The following is a 1148-nucleotide window of genomic DNA, read 5'->3' as shown; positions in this document are numbered from 1 at the left end:
AAAGAGCAATTTCAACGTAACAAACTGCACGTAAACGTGGGCACCATCGGTCACGTTGACCACGGTAAAACCACCCTGACTGCAGCAATCACCACCGTTCTGGCTAAAACCAACGGCGGCCAGGCGCGTGCGTTCGACCAGATCGACAGCACCCCTGAAGAAAAAGCACGTGGTATCACCATCAACACTGCACACGTTGAGTATGAAACCCCGTCTCGCCACTATGCACACGTTGACTGCCCGGGCCACGCCGACTATGTGAAAAACATGATCACCGGTGCTGCGCAGATGGACGGCGCGATCCTGGTTGTTGCTGCGACTGACGGCCCAATGCCGCAGACCCGTGAGCACATCCTGCTGGGTCGTCAGGTAGGCGTTCCTTACATCATCGTGTTCCTGAACAAGTGTGACATGGTTGATGACGAAGAGCTGCTGGAACTGGTTGAGATGGAAGTCCGTGACCTGCTGTCACAGTACGACTTCCCGGGCGACGACACTCCAATCGTTCGCGGTTCAGCACTGAAAGCGCTGGAAGGCAACCCAGAGTGGGAAGAGAAGATCGTTGAGCTGGCTAACCACCTTGACAACTACATCCCGGATCCGGTTCGTGCTATCGACATGCCGTTCCTGCTGCCAATCGAAGACGTATTCTCAATCTCTGGCCGTGGTACTGTAGTAACCGGTCGTGTTGAGCGCGGTGTTGTTAAAGTCGGCGACGAAGTTGAAATCGTGGGTATCAAAGATACGGCGAAATCAACCTGTACCGGTGTTGAAATGTTCCGCAAACTGCTGGACCAGGGTCAGGCAGGCGAAAACTGTGGTGTTCTGCTGCGCGGTATCAAGCGTGAAGACATCCAGCGTGGTCAGGTTCTGGCGAAGCCAGGCACCATCAAGCCACACACCAAGTTCGAGTCAGAAGTTTACGTTCTGTCTAAAGACGAAGGTGGCCGCCATACTCCGTTCTTCAAGGGCTACCGTCCACAGTTCTACTTCCGTACCACTGACGTGACCGGTTCAGTAGAGCTGCCAGAAGGCGTTGAAATGGTTATGCCAGGCGACAACATCAAAATGGTTGTTACCCTGATCCACCCAATCGCAATGGACGAAGGTCTGCGCTTCGCAATCCGCGAAGGTGGCCGTACCGTTGG

At 54.4% G+C, this 1148-nt stretch carries 1 protein-coding gene; it reads left to right on the top strand.

What is annotated here, in order from left to right:
• Positions 1-1148 (top strand): elongation factor Tu (gene tuf / locus F7Q90_RS25700; RefSeq protein WP_151161164.1); only part of this gene is annotated, 1148 nt, incomplete at both ends.

It is taken from the genome of Pantoea stewartii subsp. stewartii (assembly GCF_008801695.1).
In the GTDB taxonomy this organism is placed as follows: domain Bacteria; phylum Pseudomonadota; class Gammaproteobacteria; order Enterobacterales; family Enterobacteriaceae; genus Pantoea; species Pantoea stewartii.
The sequence above is the reverse complement of the archived record's forward strand: the minus strand, read 5'-3'. Positions and strand labels throughout refer to the sequence as shown.